The organism is Nostoc sp. CmiVER01 (assembly GCF_034531135.2).
In the GTDB taxonomy this organism is placed as follows: Bacteria; Cyanobacteriota; Cyanobacteriia; order Cyanobacteriales; family Nostocaceae; genus Nostoc.
In genome coordinates this window covers 1-16077 of the sequence record NZ_JAVRBU020000008.1, presented here as the reverse complement: position 1 = coordinate 16077, position 16077 = coordinate 1, and the positions used below count along the sequence as shown (strand labels likewise).

The following is a 16077-nucleotide window of genomic DNA, read 5'->3' as shown; positions in this document are numbered from 1 at the left end:
AGCGTTGAGAAACTTGGAAAGCCATAAAGAAAAAATCTTGGTGGTAGACGACGAAGCCAGCATTCGCCGGATTTTGGAAACGCGCCTTTCCATGATTGGCTACGATGTAGTGACGGCTGGCGACGGGGAAGAAGCATTAGATATTTTTCGCAAAACTGATCCTGACCTGGTAGTTTTGGATGTAATGATGCCAAAGCTAGACGGCTATGGTGTATGTCAAGAATTACGAAAAGAATCAGATGTCCCCATTATTATGCTAACAGCTTTAGGGGATGTAGCTGATCGCATCACCGGTCTAGAATTGGGTGCTGATGACTACGTAGTTAAACCATTTTCCCCCAAAGAGTTAGAAGCTCGGATTCGTTCAGTGTTGCGGCGAGTAGACAAGAACGGTGCTTCTGGCATTCCCAGTTCTGGGGTAATTCATGTCGCTAACATTAAAATCGATACGAATAAGCGACAAGTCTACAAAGGCGATGAGCGGATTCGATTGACGGGTATGGAGTTCAGCTTACTAGAGTTGTTAGTTAGTCGCTCTGGAGAAGCTTTTTCTCGTTCAGAAATTTTGCAGGAAGTTTGGGGTTACACACCAGAGCGCCATGTTGATACCCGCGTAGTAGATGTCCATATCTCCCGTTTGCGGGCAAAGTTAGAAGATGATCCCAGCAACCCAGAATTGATTCTGACAGCACGGGGTACTGGTTATCTTTTCCAGCGAATTATTGAACCAGGGGAGGAGTGAGGAGATGAGGTAGAGGGCAGGGAGCAGGGGGCAGGGGGGCAGGGAGAGAAAGAATAACTAAGTTAATTCCCAATGACAAATGACAAATGACTACTGACTAATGACTAATGACAATCGAGTTTTGCGGCGTCTACCCATTGTCGTAGGTGGGCTAGGCGCTGTACTTTTGCTGATTAACCGTTTATTGACACCAGAACTAACCCAATCTCAATCGCGTGGTGATGTGGTTGGCGTGATTTTGAGTGCGGTGTTAATTTTAACGGGTTTAATTTGGCAGCAAGTTCAGCCGCGATCGCCTGATACTGTAGAACTAATTGGAGAAGAAGGTTTTGTACTAGCAGCAGATTTACCTGAAGCCGTGAAAACAGAGCTAGCTTGGGCATCTCGTTTATTGTTGACCAATACAGTAACGCGATCGCTGGTGGTTTATTATCAAGGTAAAGTTTTGTTGCGTCGCGGAATTCTGGGTACTAAATCTGAGGTTGTCCCAGGAGTAATTTTAAAACAGGTACTTGAAAAACAAAAGCCGATTTATTTAGTTGCGCTAAAAGTATATCCAGGTAGATTTGAATTTGATTATTTACCAGAAAACACTCAAGGTGTAATTTGTCAACCTATTGGTAATCAAGGCGCTCTAATTTTGGGCGCGAATGCTCCTCGCAGTTACACCAAACAAGATGAAAACTGGATTGCTGGGATTGCTGATAAATTAGCCGTTACTCTCGGCTCTTAGCTGATTCGCTAATTTAGAATTTAATCTAAAATCAGCAATCTAAAATCTAAAATTCAATCACCAAGAAGTCAAAAAATTCCACCCTTCTTTTTCTTCCAGTGTTTTTCCTTGTTCTTCCGTTTCTTCCGGTGTCTCTAAATTTTTCTGTTGAATTACATTCTCATATTCTCCTGAATCAACCCATTTCAACAACTCGCCAGCCCGCATCACTACCCACGAAAGTCCGGGTTCTGTATAGCTTAATATTTTGGTAACTTTATCAATACTGTCAAAATTATTCGATGCAAACTCACGGGCTTGGACAAGAAAATCTTCAATTACAGCAGTAGTCAAATACTCATCTGGCAAACCTGCGAGTTTCATCAGTGTAGTGGTTGCTACATCAATATCTTGACAAGCAAGCATTGCAGCGCGATCGGCAGTGAACCTAGCCATCATTCGCCAATTATACAAAGCCAGTTCCATGCCACTAGCTACTAAGCCACCAACCCCCAGTGTGGTACTGTTCAACAAATTTTTCAAACTTGGCATAACAATTGCCATTTGGTGATAAACCATGTGCTGACTCTTGATGCGAGCGATTTCGTGTCCAAAAATATAAATCAACTCATCTGTGCCAAGCCATTCCATTGCATCTAGATTTATACCAACAAGGGGTTTTTCTACCCCAACAATGTAGCTTTGAATGTGACCTGTACCTCGAAACAGATACAATTCAGGAAGTGGAGCAACATCAAGAATTTGGCAGGTTTCTACAAATGCTTCATGCAATTGAGGAAAATTACGGGATGAAATTCTGATTTCACTACCAAGGCTTTGCAGCCTGAGTAAGCGATCAATGCCGTATTCGTTAACTTTTTTAAGTAGCAGAGAGACACCGGGCATATTTTGCAAAGAAGCCAAGGCTTTACGATCAAAAGGGTGTTCGTAAGTTGCTGAACTCAGTCCAGTTAAAATTTTTCTCGTCATGGGTTTTGAGCTTTATCTTGGAGTGTTTAGGAAGTTCAGTTACTCAGTACGAACGGCTTGCACCTTTATTACGCCTATGGTTATGGGTTTGGAATTCATGAATTGTCCCTGAGTATAAATCATATTTCGTTCAGGTTGAAAGTCTTAAGTATTTATCACCATCTTGCCCAGATACAATATGCAATAGGGACGCACAGCAAGCTGTACGCCCCTACTAGTAGGAAATTTAGAAATTTACAATTCTATCTATGCAAATTATTTATTGGCTATTACTGGCTGTAATGGTTGTGGGTATCATTGGTGCTGTAGTTCCTGCCATTCCTGGTAGCAGCTTAATTTTAATTGCAATTATCGTCTGGGGAATCGTTAGTAGTTCCTTTGCAGCTATCAAGATTCCCCTAATTGTGACAGTTATAGTTTTACTGCTCAGTGTCGGAGTGGATTTTTTAGCTAGTTATGTGGGAGCAAAACAAGCTGGAGCTAGCAAGTGGGGGCAAATTGGCGCAATTGTCGGTTTAGTAGTGGGATTTTTGGGATTATTACCAACATTGCCTTTTGGTGGCCCACTGTTAGGAATTTTACTAGGCCCGCTTTTGGGAGCAATTCTCGGTGAGTATTTTTACCGACGTGAATTCGGGTTGGCGCTGAAAGCGGGTATAGGGATTGTAGTCGGCTCTTTGGTTGGAAATTTGATTCAAGGGCTGTTAGCGATCGCCGCAGTTGTAGTTTTCGTTGTGACAACTTGGCCGCAGGTATTTGGCTCTTAGCATTTCAAAGGTCTAGCATATTTGAGAAGAGTAATAAATAGCTAGCAATTAGCTGTTTATTCAAAACATGCAATTTGATAAAAAAGACTATCCATAATAAACAAGCCCAGAGGTTCCTCTCGTTTATTCTACAAGAGGAATCGTTTAACTAAGTATTTGTAACTAGAGAGATTATAGAAGATACACTGCATACTCCATTTATCTAAAATATGGTTGGGTAATTCTAAGTATATAAAATTAGTATTTTGTTGAGACTATGTAAACAGCCTTTCTTAAAGCCAGAGCGATCGCCACACAATCTAAAGCTTACAAAGCCTGAAATATACGAAGTACGCATATATAAAAAATTAAAATTTCATGAAGGATAGTAATGCTTTAAAGATGTGATGAAGACCACTCAGTAAATATTGCAGGCTCTAAGTCTATGTGATTTTATGGAGATAAGAAATATATCACGCAAGTTTCGCTTTCACTGACAGTATTTTCTATAAATTACTGAGATTAAAAGTAAAGCAATTGCTTTGATTTAAAGTTATTACTACAAGTCTAAAACGATAATGATTAATTTTAAATCTAGATTACTAAATGCAACTCTAGCAGTTACTGCTGCACTCCCTTTAGCTACTGCTGGGTTGTTTACCTCTGCTGGTTCTGCACAAGCTGCTGCACTCAATGGTGGTTTTAATTACGGCGGTGCTGGGTTTCCTGCTACTACGGTTACAGTGTCAAAAACATTCTTAAAATTTGACCCTAGCCCTGGTTTAGCCTCACTATCATTACGAAGTGGAGATTTTACAGCATTCAACGCAGCTAGCATATTTAACGTTACTACTAACCCTTTGGCATCTGGTTCTCTTTTTCTTGACTTAGGTGTATTTGCAACCCCTGGCACTCTCACAGATGGAGCAAATACATTTAGTTTGACATCTTTCAATACCCCGACATTCTCTATACAGAGTGCAGGAACAAATGTAAGAGTGAATTACCTTGGATTCTTTGACGATGGATTTGGTAACAAAACCAATGCAGAGGGATACATCACTTTTGTTACTCAAGATACTGATGCAGAAGGAACTTACAATAGTGGTAAAACGTTTGATGCAACCTTTACAGGTCTTGCAGTAAGTACAGTTCCCGAACCAGCCGCATTATTAGGCTTGGGTGCAGTAGGTGCAGTAATGGCTATGTCTCGCCGACGCAAAAGTTTCCTTCAATAGACCTAATTCTAAATATAAAAAAGTTACTTTTAGTTGCTAAAAGTAACTCTAATTTATCAATTCGATTTGGTTGGAATGCAAAATTTTTCAACCAAGTTGGATTTTTTCTTTTGTCACACAAATCTATTTAAAGGTGAATTTATTTAACCTGAAATAGATTTAAACTGATTGCAAAGATTGTTTCGCTTCAGTTGCGATCGCATCTACTTCATCATTAGCCAAAGTTTCTAATATAGATTTGGCTTCTGCACTACCCAAACGAGTCAAGGCTTGTACAACTCTGTAACGAATTTGCCAATCTGGATTGGTTGCATAGGGAGCCAACAAAGGAACTGCTTGTAAATCTCCCAAGTCACCCAAAGAACTAATAGCAGCAGTTTGGACTAATTCGTTTTCTGATGAGAGTGCCTCTTTGAGTAGTTCAAAGGCTCGTGGATCGCCTAACTCTCCTAATGTAGCAATGATACTGAATTGTATTAACCATTCATCGGTTGTATGGTAAAGGTGTTGCAAGTCTTCAAAAGCTTCATGTAACTTCAAAGCGCCCAAACAGTCTGCTGCTGCTGCTTGTACATCTACTTCGGAGTCATGAAGTAAGCGATCGCGTAAGATATCTAAGGATAACTGTAAATCTTGTGTTCCGAGTGTATCCATTTGACTCACCGCCGAGTAACGAACACGGGAATTGCTATCGCCAATAGCACTTTGAATTAATTCAAAGCCGATCGCAGGTTCCAGTTCGCGGATTTGATTTACTGCACGTAAGCGATCGCCTAAATTCTCAGAACTGAGCAATTGCTTAACAGATTCCGGAGTAATACTCATTTAGTTATCCTGATTTTCAAAGGTGTAAAAAAGACAGAGGCGATTAATCGCGTCTCTACTTTTGACTTTTGTACAGACGCGATTGATCGCGTCTCTATTTTTGACTAATCTTGACTTGCTGCCATTGCCCGAATAATATCACCACGAGTAAGAATACCAATTACTTGATCCGTGTCGTCAAGTACTGGCAAGCGGTGAACGCTGCGATCGTGCATGATTGTAGCGGCTTCCCTTAGAGTTTTATCAGGGGAAATAGCGATCGGGTTTTTACTCATCACCTCACCAACGGTTTGCCCTAAAGCCTTGTGCAAATCACGTTCATAAGTAGCAGGATTTTTTAAATAGATAACGCTATCAAGAAACATGATGTACGCAGGTGGAGTAACACCAGTTTCTTGCCACATCAAATCAGTTTCTGATATAATACCCACCAATTTACCGACATCATCCACAACAGGTAGTCCACTGATGTGGCGTTCTGCGAGAATTTGGATAGCTTCATTCAGTGGAGTTTCCACCCGGACAACAATAGGATCGCGGCTCATTACATCGGCAACGGTTTTAGGCATTTATTTATTTACACTTTTAATCAAAGTCCCTCCGCTTATTGTAGAAAATTGCGGCACTCAACCTGATGCAATTAATAGATTGTTACGGTATTGGGCATGGGGCATGGGGCATGGGGCAGAAATAAATTTTTGAATTTTGAATTTTGAATTTTGAATTGATTTCTCCCTCATCCTCTTCATCCTCCACTCCCCATCCCCTTTAAAGCAGCAATAATTTGAATATTTGCTTTAGGAAAAGTAAACTCCTCCAATTCTTCCAAACTTACCCAGCGAATTTCATCAGATTCCAAAGGTTGGGGAACACCTGTAAGATGGCGGCAATGATGTACTGTGAGGGTAACGCGCAAGTCTGTATATGTGTGGTCAATAGTAATCAGATGCTCTCCTACTTCAATTACTATTCCCAGTTCTTCGGAAATTTCTCGTTGAATACACTCGCTGATAGTTTCACCAGCCTCAATTTTACCGCCAGGAAATTCCCACAAACCACCCATTGCTCCTTCTGGACGACGGCGATCAATTAAAATTTGCTCTTGCTCGTTCCAAATTACTGCAACACCAATGATTTTATGGGGTAGGAGAGAGTTGATTTTACTCATATATGGGTAGATAGACAAAGTTAACGATTCAAAATTCAAACATTTTAGACATTTCTGACAAGAATTTAAATCCCGACTCTAGCAAGATCGCAGGGGAATTAATGCTACATATAACAGTTAAGGCCTTAAACTTTTTAATTTACAATAAAGTTCCTAATTTTCCACTTTTAATTCTTGATTAAAAATATGCTCTTGACTCATAATAAAACTCGGCAGAGTTTAGACTACTATGCCGAGTTTGAATTTATTGCGAATATCATTTATCGTAGTTAGTTTACCTAGGCGTGTGTATTAATCATTTAGAAATACACCTCTAATTCAACTGATTACCAAACTACACAAGTTCACAGACAATCATCTTCTAAACCTCTGAGCTAATCTTTGTACTCCTAATATGCGGTTTTGCAAAGCGCCTATACGTTTAAATTCAACTTTAATTTGTCACTGTTTTGGATATTTTAAAAAGATTTAGCTGATTCTTGATTGGGAATTAGGAGCAAAGATTTCGCAGAGGTTTATTTTAAATTCGTATCGCCATGATTCTGAATAGCTATAAACCCAACAAGAATATTGAATTTACTATATTTCTAGTCAATTTCGTTGCTGTTGGTTTCAGTTCCTTGTAAGGCGATTTCAAAATCCATTCTCTGTTCAGCGTTACGTAAGAAATAACCACTAATCATAGCAGAAGCTAGAAGCCGACCCAGACTTTCTCTACTGGTAGTTACAGTAACGCCAAAGTTTTCAGAAGGTAGATTACCCAATAGTCCTATAATATTCCGTTCCATTACCTGAAAGACTTCAGCAGACTTGGGTTTAGATAGTTGGGTAACTGTTTCTGGACTCAAGGATTTAACATACTGCCATAGTAAATCGCTAGTTTCTGATTCGCTATTGAAAAATTCTGAGACACGATTGGATGAGTTATTCATTTTTTAGCTCCTTAACTACCACTGCTAGCTGCGGTGCTTGCGATTTGAATATTAAATGCCTGTTTTGGATTAGACTTAGCTAGCTCTTTTGTCTTCCTGTCAACTAATGTAACAGCCAAGCTTAAGACTGGAAGTAGGCGTAACCGTACCAAAGTCAGCGTATTTTCTCACCCTTATAAAGAAAGTAAAAAGTGAGGAGTTTTTAAGTAACTCCTCACTCTTGCACAGACGCGATTAATCGCGTATCTACTTCTAACTTGCCAAATATTCACCCATGTTGGCTTTAGACTTGCGAAGTTTGGTTAAAGCTTCCCGCTCAATTTGCCGGACTCGTTCTCGGCTGATGTTCAGGATTTCACCAATTCTAGCCAGCGTCAGGGCTTGCCCATCAGTTAAGCCAAAGCGTAGCGTGATTACTTCCTTCTGTTGTGGCGTGAGGTCACCCATCAGACGATCTAAGTCATAAGATAAGGAAGATTGCATGACAAACTCTTCTGGAGATGCTCCTGGATCTTCCAGCATTTCTCCAAGTTCTGTGTCGTAATTATCACCCAAGCGCAAATCTAAGGAAAGAGGCAAACGCGCCTTTTCTAGATACTCTCGCACTTGTTTGGGAGTCAATTCTAATTCTTCAGCTAGCTCTCCGGCTGTGGGAGCGCGTCCCAACTTTTGAGACAATTGGCGCTGGGCCTTTTTAATTTTATTTAATTTTTCAGTGATATGGATAGGCAGCCGAATGGTACGAGCTTTTTCGGCTATAGCACGAGTAATAGCTTGCCGAATCCACCAATAGGCATAAGTAGAAAATCTATACCCTTTGGTAGGGTCAAACTTTTCTACACCCCGTTGCATACCAATGCTACCTTCTTGGATCAAGTCCAGTAAATCGACGTTGCGCTTTATGTACTTTTTAGCAACGGAGACTACCAGCCGTAAATTGGCTTCTACCATCTTACGCTTGGCAATCTCACCATCAGCGATCGCTTCATTCAACTCTGCTGGTTCTAGCTCTGTCGCTTTAGCCCATTCTTCTAAAGTCGGTTGACGACCTAACTGGGTGGCAAGAGATTCTCTTGATTCATGCAAAGTGCAAGAACGTTGCACCTGTTTACCATAGAAAATCTCTTCCTCGTGTGTTAAGAGTGGCACACGGCCAATCTCACGCAGGTAAGTCCGCACGAGGTCTGTGGCTGTCTGAGCGGTCTTCATGGCGCTACTCTTTGGTAATGATGGGTTTGGCGGTAGGGTCATTAAGGGATAGATGCTTTTTTAGGGTACTACCCAGTTAGGCTGGGAACCTATGCTATGGTTTACAACTTACGCATCCGAGAAACTCGGCTGCTCATAATAATCAAATTTAGGCTTCTTAACTGCTAAAAGTTACAGCTATTTCCTAGTTTGCACAAGTATCTACAGTTAGATAAAAGATCGCTTTTTAAACATTTTTCTATTGGAGCCGTATTAACAATTGTAACATTTATGAGAATATTTTGGCTATATGGCGACATTAAATTTCCTGGTTGTTCCAGTTCATGCAAAGTCGCCCTTTCTCTCTAGGCTGACTTGAAGTAAATTTAAGAAATTCTCAGGTTCAAATAATTTTCCTCATATTTGTTAAGGTATCTCTAATGAGAACTATAGTCATTCTCTTATAACAATTACTTAATTTTTGTGGAAATTGGGCATGGGAAAGAGGACTTGGGGATAAGGGGAAAGACTTGTTGGAAGCTCTAAACTTTTGTCCCCTTGTCCCCTCTGCTCCCCTGCTCCCTACTCCCCACTCCCTACTCCCTACTTCCTCGCAATCGGACAATACTCTTGAATGGTTTTTACATCCAAAGTTGTATTTTGTAAAGACCGGATGGCAGCGACGGTAGCTTTCGCGCCGGCAATTGTCGTAATGATGGGAATTTTGTAACCTAATGCTGTGCGGCGGATTAACCTAGCATCAGTATGGGCTTCTTCTCCTGAAGGTGTGTTGATAATAAGTTGGATTTTCTGGTTCTTGATTGCATCAAGGACGTGGGGACGGCCTTCATGGAGTTTTAACACTAATTCAATATTTAACCCCTGTTCGAGAAGAACTCGCCGTGTACCAAGGGTAGCCATCACTGTAAAGCCCAAATCGATAAACTCCTTCACCACACCACTGGCAGCAGCTTTATCGCGATCGCTCATTGATACAAATACAGTTCCACTTAGTGGTAAACGCTCCCCAGCACCCATTTCTGCTTTGGCAAAGGCCCGGCCAAAGTCGCTGTCAATCCCCATCACCTCACCAGTGGATCGCATTTCTGGGCCCAATATTGTATCAGTTCCTGGGAATTTATTAAAGGGTAATACTGCTTCTTTTACAGCAATATGTGTGGGAATGACTTCTTCGGTGAAGTGTAACTCCTCCAAGGTTTTACCAGACATAATTAAAGACGCTAGTTTCGCCAACTGTATGCCCGTTGCTTTAGAAACAAATGGGACTGTACGCGAGGCACGGGGGTTGGCTTCCAAAATGTAAACTTGCGGAGAATAACTGCTTGCGCCGACAACGGCAAATTGGATATTCATCAACCCCACGACTGACAGCGCTTGTGCTAGCTGCACCGTCCATGTGCGAATTTGATTGAGAACTGCTGGTGATAGGGAAATCGAAGGTAAGGAACAAGCGGAATCTCCTGAGTGAATCCCTGCTTGCTCAATGTGTTCCATGATGCCGCCAATCACTACCTGTCCAGTATGATCGGCGATCGCATCTACATCGACTTCGATCGCATTTTCCAAAAACTTATCAATCAAAATCGGATGTTCTGGTTCTATGAGTACCGCAAAGCTCATGTAGCGTTCCAACTCAGCATCAGAATATACGATTTCCATCGCCCGTCCCCCTAACACATAGCTGGGACGCACCACCACCGGATAGCCAATCCGTTTAGCGACAATTAGCGCATCTTCGTAACTCCGAGCAATACCATTAGGCGGTTGGGAAATATTCAACTGTTGGAGAATCTTTTCAAACCGCTCCCGGTTTTCTGCCATGTCGATGGAATCTGGCGATGTACCCCAAATTTTGGTAAGCAGTTCTGAGGTGTCATTTCTAAGAAATTCTTGTAATGGTAAAGCCAACTTTAGCGGTGTTTGTCCGCCAAACTGGATTATTACACCCACTGGATTTTCAGTTTCAATGATGTTAATAACATCTTCTTTTGTTAACGGCTCAAAGTAAAGGCGATCGCTGGTATCGTAGTCGGTCGAAACCGTCTCTGGGTTAGAGTTGACCATAATCGTCTCATACCCCGCTTTCTTCAAAGCATAAGCGGCGTGACAACAACAATAATCAAACTCAATTCCCTGTCCGATGCGGTTGGGGCCACCACCCAAAATCAATACTTTTGGCTTGGTTGCTGGCAATACCTCTGTTTCTTCTTCGTAGGTAGAATAATAGTAGGGAGTAAACGCTTCAAACTCAGCAGCGCAGGTATCCACTGTTTTATAAACTGGGACAATCCCTAATGACTTGCGGTAAGCGCGAACTTCATCTTCGGTGGTTTTGGTGGCATAAGCAATCTGGCGATCGCTATATCCGTCCCGTTTGACTTCATAAAGTTGCTCTTTTGTCAATTGCTGTAAAGGTGTTCGCTTCAGGAATTTCTCGATATCTAATAGTTGTTGAAATTTATCTAGAAACCAAGGGTCAATACCAGTTAGTTCGTAGATTTCCTCAGCAGTAATTCCTAGTTGTAAAGCATGGCGCACGGAGAAAATGCGATCGGGGTTAGGTGTTCGCAGTTGGGCGCGGATTTGTTCACCACTGGGTAATTTTTCGGCTTTGTCGCAACCCCAACCAGCGCGTCCGGTTTCGAGCGATCGCAGCGCTTTTTGGAAGGATTCGTTGAATGTGCGCCCAATCGCCATTGCTTCCCCAACTGACTTCATTTGGGTTGTCAGCACTGCGTCAGAACCAGGGAACTTTTCAAAGGCGAAGCGAGGGATTTTTGTCACCACATAGTCAATTGTCGGCTCAAAGGACGCCGGAGTTTTCTTGGTGATGTCATTTTTAATTTCATCCAAGGTGTAGCCCACAGCCAATTTTGCGGCCATTTTGGCGATGGGGAAACCTGTTGCTTTAGAAGATAAAGCCGAACTGCGGGAAACGCGGGGGTTCATTTCAATTACAACCACATCCCCATTAACCGGATTAACAGCAAACTGGATGTTAGAACCGCCAGTTTCTACACCGATCTCGCGGATGATTTTGATTGCCATATCCCGCAGCCTTTGATATTCTTTATCAGTAAGGGTTTGCGCGGGAGCGACTGTAATTGAGTCTCCGGTGTGAATGCCCATCGGGTCAAGGTTTTCAATGGAACAGATAATCACCACGTTATCTGCCAAATCACGCATCACTTCGAGTTCATATTCTTTCCAGCCGAGTAAAGACTGGTCAATGAGAATTTGTGAAACAGGGCTGGCATCTATACCTACCTGTGCCATTTCTTCAAATTCTTCTTGGTTGTAAGCAATACCGCCGCCACTTCCACCCATTGTGAAAGCTGGACGAATAATTAGGGGATAAGTACCAATTTGGCGGGCAACAGCTTTGGCTTCTTCTAAAGATTCGGCTGTACCACTGGGACACACAGCTACCCCAATTCTTGCCATTGCTTCACCAAAAAGTTTTCGATCTTCGGCTTTTTCGATGGCTGGTAGTTTAGCGCCGATTAACTCAACGCTGTACTTTTCCAACACACCATTTTTGGCTAAAGCAACGGCGATGTTGAGGGCGGTTTGTCCTCCCATCGTTGGTAGGAGAGCATCAGGGCGTTCTTTCTCAATGACTTTTTCGACCAATTCTGGTGTCAACGGCTCAATGTAAGTGCGATCGGCCGTTTCCGGGTCGGTCATAATCGTTGCAGGGTTGGAGTTGACCAAAACCACTTCATAGCCTTCTTCTCGCAGCGCTTTACAGGCTTGAGTGCCAGAGTAGTCAAACTCACAGGCTTGTCCAATCACAATTGGGCCAGAGCCTAACAGTAGAATCTTCCGGAGGTCATCACGGCGGGGCATAGTAGTTGCCTTGGAATACGAGAATACAAATCCTGATTATTTTAAGGGTCTTTACCCCCTCTCGTGCTTTTTATTATTAAGTTTTCTAAGTTTGATGACAAAGGGGAGTAGGGAGCAAGAGAGCAGAGGGGACAAGGTGACAAAAGTTTAGAGCTTCCAACAATTCTTTCCCCTTATCCCCAATTCTCCTTGTCCCCAAGTCCTCTTTCTCATGCCCAATGCCTAACAATTATTTTGTATTTCTAATTTTATTTAATTGCGATGCTAAAATTTTTAAAGTTTTTGCGAATCTTTATTATCTAATTTGATTAGATTTTGCAACAGATAGTTATTGATTCTGGCATATACCTATCTAACTTATTAAATATAAATAAATTTCTTAACTAAAAATAGTTATTAACTATCTAATTGCTAAATATTTGCAATGTTAAATATTATGAAAATATGTTTACTTAAATTAAAAATGGCAGAGAGATACCAATACCAATCTCTGCCATTTTTTATAATATTTTAAGAGTTAGTGCTGCTAACTTTTTCTTTCAGTCTAGGTAGATAAATCTAGCTTATGAGAGTTTTAGCTTTGAGCAGCTTGGACAAACCCTAAAGTTAAGCTGTCTTTAGCGAGGAAGTGAGATAAATGATATGCACGTTCCTCAGTTTTCAACAAAATCTTTTCGTACAGATAGCGTGTACCCCGATCGCCTAAACTCTCTGCCTGAGCAGCTTGACGGCGAATTACGCCAATGATTGCTTGTTCGGCAGCTAGGTCATTTTCCACCATTTGGCGAGATGAATATACACCTTCAGATTCTTGTTCAAAACAGGTTAATTCTGCTAGTTTGCTGAAGGTTGCTACTGGCACACCACCTAGTCCATCCAAACGTTCTCCAATTTCATGAACGTGGTCTTGTACTTGGTTGTAGCTTTCGTTAAAAAACTCATGCAGAGAGTAAAATTCTGAGCCTTCAACTACAAAATGATGCTTTTGGTACTGCAAATATAGTGCCTGGAAACTAGCTAATACAACATTGAATCCTTCTGTCACTGGAGCAGTTACGCTGTGATCCAACAACACAGGGTTGTCATATACATTACCAAAATTCCGTAACAAAGTTTGTGTTTCAGACATTGCGTTCCTCTCTTTTTAACAGTTATAGATTTTAACTGCTTATTCTTAACATATTAACATTTTAATAATAAGAGCAAGCCAATTCGCCATGTCAATATTTTGTATTTTTGCTTACTAAAAATCTCAAGTTTATTGTCGGCTGGATGATGGTACGCTCACCAAGTTGCATAATTTTCTCATTATCATTGACATCCTAGCTTAAATGTGCATCTTTGCTAAGAAGAGCAGGGAGTAGTGAAGAAGCAAGGGAGAGAATAAAAAATTAAAATTACCTCTTTCCCCTCTGCTCACTGCTCCCCGTCTCTCTACCTCTTCCCTTTTTAATATGGGATGGCTGTAAAAATTTGATTTTTTTTTCTAAAATTACTGAGAATTGTTTGCACTTAAGGTATGCTGGTTTAAAGAGGCTAAACTCCTCAGACTTTTAAAAAGCAGGGAGTTAACTCGCAGTAGTTACTGCAAGTTTGTTGCAGTTTGAGGGCAATTCTCTTGAAATCGTTTACAGAAATACAAAGCAGCCACCTTGTAGAGGTGAATTGGGCAGATCGCTGGCAAGTCTATCAACGCCTAAAGGAGTTAGACATTCCCTGTAGTTGTACGGCTAACCAGCCATTGCAAGTTGAAATTGACTCTCCTATGACAGTTATTCAACTTTGGAGTGTGATACGGCGATTAACAGCCTCTCGTCAAGACCAGATTTGGACTCTTGAGCATTGCTGGAAAAGTCGCTACCAACAGTTCTAATCTTTAGCTACTGAGAATATCTCGCTTGACAGCTTAGATTAATTAAAAGGAGGTTAAAAAATGGGTGCATCTCACAGTATTGAAGTATCAGAATTTTGCCTTGAGGGCAGATTTATAGATTTTGTTATTAAAGATGGCTATAAGCTTAAAGGCTTAATTCTGGGGACTCATGAAGGTGAGTCTTATATTAAACTTGCTAAAAATTTACGGGCTGCTTTTGACTTGCGCTTACCACCAGGTACTTGGCTGCAAGTTGTTGGTTACAAAAAACATGATTTGAAGAATGGCACTGTTACTCTGAAGGCTGAACGGGTGATGGCGGCGCCTTCTCAGATGGTGATTCAGACGGCTACCGCAGTGCAAGAACCCCCATCTATTGATAATGCCAAGGTAAAACCAGCTAAAACTAAAGCCACGATTTTGGTGTGTCAAAAGTCTGATTGTATGAAACGCGGTGGTAAAGCAGTTTGTCAGGCGTTGGAGGCGGCTTTAAGCGATCGCGGTTTAGAAGACCAAGTTACAATCAAGGGCACTGGTTGTATGAAGAATTGTAAAGCTGGGCCAAACTTAGTTATGCCCGACAAAACGCGCCATAGCCGAATTCAAGCTACACAGGTTCCGGCCTTGATGGATAAGCATTTTGGTGACAAGAGTTTAGAAACGCAGCCTAAGAATTTAAAAGAAGCGGCGATATTTAATGCTAAGTTTTGCTGAAAAACTTAGCGAAATCTTGACATTTGAATGAGAAAGCTTCATAATATCTTCATTGAGTGTGTTCCATTAATACTCGGCATTCGGCTTTAGCCCAGTATTTGTAAGAGTTTCAAATTAAGCGATCGCCTACGATTTGTCATGAGCAAGACAAAGTAGTAGTAGCGATCGCTTAATATTTGTATGCAATTGGATTTAGCGATGCCTGGGTTGGGCTACGCCGATGCAAAGCAGTTTGTCATGGGTTGGCTAAAATCGCTATTTGTATGCAATTGGGTTTAGCCGCCATTCTCCTGAAGGCAAGTTAGCTGGGATTTTGTGCTTACCCGTGCGTTCGCCAGAGATTAAAATCTCAGGCTCATAGCGCAAGTCCACTCAAGTAGACTGAAACCCTTTTCTAGTTTTTTTTAGAAGATTTTAGGTGTGAGAGAGGGAATTGATTCTCAGGCGGTTGTTGGGACTTGTGGGTTTTCTGGCGGGTAGGTTGGAAATTACACAACCTAAGTTAGAGAAGACTGCAACAACTGTCGCATGGATGTAGCCTGCACATGATTAGGAAACACGGTTAAAAAGTCATTTAGGTCTTGGATAGCTTCATGGGTACGCTCTAAGGAAGCACCTTGAGATAAAACATAGCGATATAACTGCTCTGCTGGTTGAGTATATTGAGCAGCTAAATAGTAAAGGGCTAAGTTAAAGGCATTACGCCAGTCTTTAGAATCTTTTTCGTAATCCTGTTTAGCAAGCTTGATGGCAAGCGCTAGGTCAGATCGTGCTTTGTCTAGTTGGTTAAGGGCTTGGTAGGTTAAAGCGCGATCGTACAATTTCCAATTGTCAGAATCTAAGTCAATAGCACGGTTGAAATCTATAAGAGCCTCATTATATAGCTTTAGCATCAGGTAAGTTTCACCGCGATTTGTGATCGCCCACTCATATTTGGGGTTAAGTTCAATCGCACGGTCAAAATCTTGTAGGGCTTCTGGATAACGCTTCATTGAGCGATAAGTTTCACCGCGACATGCGATCGCCCAGTCATCTTTGGGGTTAAGTTCAATGGCGCGGTCAAAATCTTGTAGTGCTTC

The 16077-nt window shown here is 41.5% G+C and carries 15 protein-coding genes; 6 read left to right on the top strand and 9 right to left on the bottom strand.

What is annotated here, in order from left to right:
* Positions 1-13: 13 nt before the first annotated feature.
* Positions 14-742: a response regulator transcription factor RpaB gene (gene rpaB / locus RMZ43_RS14615; RefSeq protein WP_100898636.1), complete on the top strand. Its 729-nt coding sequence runs from the start codon at positions 14-16 to the stop codon at positions 740-742.
* A gap of 100 nt (positions 743-842) precedes the next feature.
* The gene (locus RMZ43_RS14610; RefSeq protein WP_322653361.1) at positions 843-1475 is read left to right on the top strand and encodes a cofactor assembly of complex C subunit B; all 633 of its coding nucleotides are present in this window, start codon (positions 843-845) and stop codon (positions 1473-1475) included.
* 57 nt (positions 1476-1532) lie between these two features.
* Here RMZ43_RS14610 and RMZ43_RS14605 read toward each other — a convergent pair whose 3' ends face one another.
* On the bottom strand, positions 1533-2444 hold the full coding sequence (locus tag RMZ43_RS14605; RefSeq protein WP_322653360.1) for a M48 family metallopeptidase: 912 nt from the start codon (positions 2442-2444) through the stop codon (positions 1533-1535).
* 248 nt (positions 2445-2692) lie between these two features.
* Here RMZ43_RS14605 and RMZ43_RS14600 point away from each other — a divergent pair, with 248 nt between their 5' ends.
* On the top strand, positions 2693-3211 hold the full coding sequence (locus RMZ43_RS14600; RefSeq protein ID WP_322653359.1) for a DUF456 domain-containing protein: 519 nt from the start codon (positions 2693-2695) through the stop codon (positions 3209-3211).
* A gap of 557 nt (positions 3212-3768) precedes the next feature.
* The gene (locus RMZ43_RS14595) at positions 3769-4428 is read left to right on the top strand and encodes a PEP-CTERM sorting domain-containing protein (protein WP_322653358.1); all 660 of its coding nucleotides are present in this window, start codon (positions 3769-3771) and stop codon (positions 4426-4428) included.
* Between the two features lie 159 nt (positions 4429-4587).
* Here the strand turns inward: RMZ43_RS14595 and nblB are convergent, their stop codons facing one another.
* The 7 genes from nblB to RMZ43_RS14560 form a co-directional block, all read right to left on the bottom strand.
* A complete protein-coding gene (nblB, locus tag RMZ43_RS14590; RefSeq protein WP_322653357.1) occupies positions 4588-5253 on the bottom strand; it encodes a phycobilisome degradation protein NblB in 666 nt (221 codons plus the stop codon).
* Positions 5254-5357: 104 nt separating this feature from the next.
* A complete protein-coding gene (locus RMZ43_RS14585) occupies positions 5358-5822 on the bottom strand; it encodes a CBS domain-containing protein (protein WP_322650369.1) in 465 nt (154 codons plus the stop codon).
* A gap of 176 nt (positions 5823-5998) precedes the next feature.
* On the bottom strand, positions 5999-6421 hold the full coding sequence (mutT, locus tag RMZ43_RS14580; protein WP_322653356.1) for an 8-oxo-dGTP diphosphatase MutT: 423 nt from the start codon (positions 6419-6421) through the stop codon (positions 5999-6001).
* Between the two features lie 587 nt (positions 6422-7008).
* Complete coding sequence (locus RMZ43_RS14575; RefSeq protein WP_322650367.1) at positions 7009-7353, bottom strand: DUF760 domain-containing protein; 345 nt, start codon at positions 7351-7353, stop codon at positions 7009-7011.
* Positions 7354-7605: 252 nt separating this feature from the next.
* Positions 7606-8562, bottom strand: a complete 957-nt coding sequence (locus RMZ43_RS14570; RefSeq protein ID WP_322650366.1) for an RNA polymerase sigma factor, RpoD/SigA family — start codon at positions 8560-8562, stop codon at positions 7606-7608.
* 582 nt (positions 8563-9144) lie between these two features.
* Positions 9145-12411 carry a carbamoyl-phosphate synthase large subunit gene (carB, locus tag RMZ43_RS14565; RefSeq protein ID WP_322653355.1) on the bottom strand — a complete coding sequence of 1089 codons (3267 nt, stop codon included), beginning with the start codon at positions 12409-12411 and terminating at the stop codon, positions 9145-9147.
* A 574-nt stretch (positions 12412-12985) separates the two neighbouring features.
* Complete coding sequence (locus tag RMZ43_RS14560; RefSeq protein ID WP_100898647.1) at positions 12986-13540, bottom strand: Dps family protein; 555 nt, start codon at positions 13538-13540, stop codon at positions 12986-12988.
* Between the two features lie 489 nt (positions 13541-14029).
* On the opposite strand from RMZ43_RS14560, the gene RMZ43_RS14555 reads away from it, so the two are divergent.
* Together RMZ43_RS14555 and RMZ43_RS14550 are read left to right on the top strand one after the other, a co-directional pair.
* On the top strand, positions 14030-14284 hold the full coding sequence (locus tag RMZ43_RS14555; RefSeq protein WP_322650364.1) for an Asr1405/Asl0597 family protein: 255 nt from the start codon (positions 14030-14032) through the stop codon (positions 14282-14284).
* Between the two features lie 60 nt (positions 14285-14344).
* Complete coding sequence (locus tag RMZ43_RS14550) at positions 14345-14998, top strand: (2Fe-2S) ferredoxin domain-containing protein (protein ID WP_322653354.1); 654 nt, start codon at positions 14345-14347, stop codon at positions 14996-14998.
* A gap of 497 nt (positions 14999-15495) precedes the next feature.
* On the opposite strand, the gene RMZ43_RS14545 is transcribed toward RMZ43_RS14550, so the two are convergent.
* On the bottom strand, positions 15496-16077 hold a 582-nt coding region (locus RMZ43_RS14545; protein WP_428850731.1), incomplete at its 5' end, for a tetratricopeptide repeat protein.